The organism is Streptomyces sp. NPDC002784 (genome assembly GCF_053592135.1).
In genome coordinates, this window is sequence record NZ_JBSFVD010000110.1 from 1 (window position 1) to 3,570 (window position 3,570).

A 3,570-nucleotide genomic window follows, 5' to 3' on the forward strand; every position below is an offset into this window, starting at 1 on the left:
CGGGCTGGCCAATATAATTTCTCTGGCCCAGCCCGCCTGCGTATGCACCAGCCTTACTGCTTACTCTTATGACGCGTTAAGCAGCGCGGCTGCAAAATACAGCAAATGAATACTGTTCCCTATAGGGCATACCTGGAGCTGCACGAGTACCGATCAGTCAGCTCCCGCATCGTGCCCTCGGCCTGGACAGTTCGGCCTGGACAGTCGAGCGATCACAGGCACGGTCGTGTGACGCTGGCGAAGTGACTGATCACTGCGAGGTTGTCATCGTCCGCTGGCCAGGTCAGGGCCCTTCCGTGGACAGGTTGGCCGAGTTGTTGGCGGCCTACCATCTTCAAACGGAGGCCGAGAAGGGCGAGGCCGTTGTTGATGCGGACGGGTGGCGCCGTCGGTTGTGTGGTGGTGACCGCCCTCCTCGGCGGGCGGTCGGAGATCAAGAGGCTCTGGACCAACCCGGCGTTCCGGAATCGGGGCGTCGCGGCCGGCCTGGTCAGCGCGGCGTTTGCGCATGCCGCGGAGAGCGGCATCAGCACGGTACGGCTGTCGGTGTGGAAGTGGCGGACAGGTGCCATCGCCCTGTACGAGCGGCTCGGCTTCACCATCGCCGAATCATGGGAGGAACGGGACCAACTGGTGTGCATGGAGCGTGCCGTGTCAGGGGCCGCAGCCACTCACTGACCGCTGCGACTAGGACGGCCGCCTCGTATCAGGCGGTGCCGTGGGCTCGGTGTCGATGCCATCGGTTGATGCCAGGTCCTGGGATCGAGCCGCGGCTGGGGATCAGGCGGCGGTTTCGGGCGCGAGGGCCTGATCGAGAGTCGGGTACATCGGGATGACGTCGTCGAGGCCGACGATGCGCAGGAGCTGGAGTACGGGGGCGGGAGTGTGGGCCAGGCGGAGCCAGCCACCGCAGGCCCGGGCCGCGTTGTTCGCGACTACGAGGACATTGATGCCGCTCGAGTCCATGAAGGTGACGTCCCGGAAGTCAATGACCGTGTACCGGACGGATCTGTCATCGTCGGTGAGCGCCTGGCGGAAAACATCGGCCGTAGTGTGATCGATCTCTCCGGCCAGCGCGAGGACGTGCACTCCAGCGGTGGTGTGCTCGGAAACGGTCAAGCGTGCCTGGCTCATGCCGCCTCCTGTCCGCCCTCAAGGGGCACTCACTTGCCAATATCGGTACCCATGCACAGTACGCGGTACCAAGGTATCAACTGCCTCTGTGGAGGCACTGTCGACGGAAGCTCAAGTCATCGATCGGCGTAAGGTCGGAGAGTCCGGGGGCGCTCCCGGCACCGCGGGAGGCCTGCGCCAGAAGGACAGCGGCGCCGGCCGAGCCGACCACCATGATGTGGGTCACTGGCGTCCGGACTGGTCCCCTTACCGGGGTGGGGTGACTGCATGGCGTGCCGCAGGCTGCTGCCGTGAGGCGCCCGGGGCTAGGAAGGGACCGCCCGCGGCAAACGTGGGCTCGTACCACCTCACCGTGCGGGCCGGCACAGAGCAGGGCGCGCGCGACCAAGGGCAGGCCGAGGCTGAATCCGTCGCACTGGCCATGGCGCACGAGCTGAAGGAGGTCGCCGATGACGGCTCTTCCTGCCCGCCCAAGGGCGAGCGGATACAGTGCGCAGGACGGCAGCCTGGTTTGTGAGGGGAAGCGTGACCGACACCAGCGACACCCGACCCGCCGACCGCGACGCGCGAGCGCCACGGCAGAGCTGGCTGCACCGCGTGATGCGCCACCTCCCGCTGATCGCCCCTGTTCTGCTGTGGGCCGTGCCGTGTTGGGTGCTCCTGCACACCGGCCAGCACTGGCCGCTGCCCATCACGCTCGCGGGCACCGGCCTGTTCGTCCTCGGCCTCGTCACCATGCCGCTCGCGATGGCGCGCGGTCACGGCCGGCGCCAGCAGGACTGGGCGGCGATCGTCGGTGACACCCTGCTGGGCACCAGCTGGGTCCTGTTCACCTGGTCCGTTGTACTCGGCGTCCTGCTACGGCTCACCCTTACCTTGGTCGGCGTCGGCGAGGGCCAGGACCGGGCCCGAATCGTCACCTGGGCCGTCCTCGCCGTCAGCGCCGTCCTGCTCGCCTGGGGCTACGCAGAAGCCCGCCGGGTGCCCCGCGTACGCCGACTCGACGTGCAACTCCCCCGCCTGGGTGCCGGGTTGGACGGCCTGCGCGTCGTCCTCATCACCGACACCCACTACGGCCCCCTCGACCGCGCCCGCTGGTCGGCACAGGTCTGCGAAAAGGTGAACACCTTGCAGGCCGACGTGGTCTGCCACACCGGCGACATCGCGGACGGCACGGCCGAACGCCGCCGCGCCCAGGCCACCCCGCTCGCCACCGTGCAGGCGACGCGTGCCCGTGTCTACGTCACCGGCAACCACGAGTACTACAGCGAGGCCCAGGGCTGGGTCGACCTGATGGACGAACTGGGCTGGGAGCCGCTGCGCAACCGCCACGTGCTGCTGGAACGCGGAGGCGACACCCTCGTGGTCGCCGGAGTGGATGACGTCACCGCCGAGTCCTCCGGCCTGGCCGGTCATCGCGCCCACCTCGCCGGAGCACTGAACGGCGCCGACCCCGACCTGCCCGTCCTGCTCCTGGCACACCAGCCCAAGTTCATCGACCGAGCGGCAGCCGTCGGCATCGACCTCCAACTCTCCGGCCACACCCACGGCGGGCAGATCTGGCCCTTCCACCACCTCGTCCGCCTCGACCAGCCCGCCCTCGCCGGTCTCAGCCACCACGGCTCCCGCACCCTGCTCTACACCAGCCGCGGCACCGGCTTCTGGGGCCCGCCCTTCCGCGTCTTCGCTCCCAGCGAGATCACCCTCCTCGTGCTCCGCTCCCCGCACCAGTCGTCGTCCTCCAACTGACGCTGCGAGCGCACAGGTTCGCCCGCTTCAGGCTGCTGAGCCGAGACCCGATGACGTTGCAGCCGGTTGAGCGCTGACACCGGTTGAGCGGCAGGGGGGCTGTCAGTGGCTGATGGCAGGATCACCGGCATGGTTTTCGTACGTACTACTCCGCCGCGGCGCCTGTCGAGGTGACCACGGTCTTCCCCGAACTCGCCGTGTTGGCGCGCCCCTGGGATGCGGCTGCATCCCCGACCGGGATCGCCCTCGGTCAGGGACAGTTCGGGCGGGGGGCCGTCGCTGTGGCCGGCCGAGGAGCCGTGGCCGCACTGCGAAGACGGGCACCTGCACCGTGACAGCGGGTTCCGCAAGTCGCCGGCCAAGTACGGCTCGACAGGCGCACGTTGGCCCGGCTGCACAAGGACCCCGATGGTCCCGAGCTCACGGCCGAGGAAGAGGCGATCAAGCAGCGGGTCGCCGAAGCGCGCAGCAAGCGACTCGAAGCCGACCCGCCGTGGCCTGCGGAGTGCCCGGCCCCCTTGAGGCGCTGATCGTCCCGGTGCTGACCATCGCTTCCTTCGAATGGGACGGTGGTGAGCGACGCAGTTGGGCGCTGTCAACGGCCATTTCGTTCTCCCCGTAGGCGGCCAGGAGTTCGCCCCGCTGGCGGCCATCCAGTTCTCCCCGGTGGCGGCCAGATAATTCCCC

Annotated in this window: 3 protein-coding genes; 2 read left to right on the forward strand and 1 reads right to left on the reverse strand. The window is 68.5% G+C overall.

Annotated features, from left to right (window positions below; all coding sequences use genetic code 11):
- Window positions 1-366: 366 nt before the first annotated feature.
- A complete protein-coding gene (locus ACWD1Z_RS36840; RefSeq protein WP_451125202.1) occupies window positions 367-678 on the forward strand; it encodes a GNAT family N-acetyltransferase in 312 nt (103 codons plus the stop codon).
- Window positions 679-780: 102 nt separating this feature from the next.
- Here the strand turns inward: ACWD1Z_RS36840 and ACWD1Z_RS36845 are convergent, their stop codons facing one another.
- Complete coding sequence (locus ACWD1Z_RS36845; protein WP_451125198.1) at window positions 781-1,134, reverse strand: STAS domain-containing protein; 354 nt, start codon at window positions 1,132-1,134, stop codon at window positions 781-783.
- Between the two features lie 525 nt (window positions 1,135-1,659).
- On the opposite strand from ACWD1Z_RS36845, the gene ACWD1Z_RS36850 reads away from it, so the two are divergent.
- Complete coding sequence (locus ACWD1Z_RS36850) at window positions 1,660-2,883, forward strand: metallophosphoesterase (protein ID WP_451125200.1); 1,224 nt, start codon at window positions 1,660-1,662, stop codon at window positions 2,881-2,883.
- Window positions 2,884-3,570: the final 687 nt, after the last annotated feature.

Excerpts from the sequence above, each read along its gene's own strand:
- ACWD1Z_RS36845 (WP_451125198.1), bottom strand. The coding sequence starts at position 1,134 with ATGAGCCAGGCACGCTTGACCGTTTCCGAGCACACCACCGCTGGAGTG.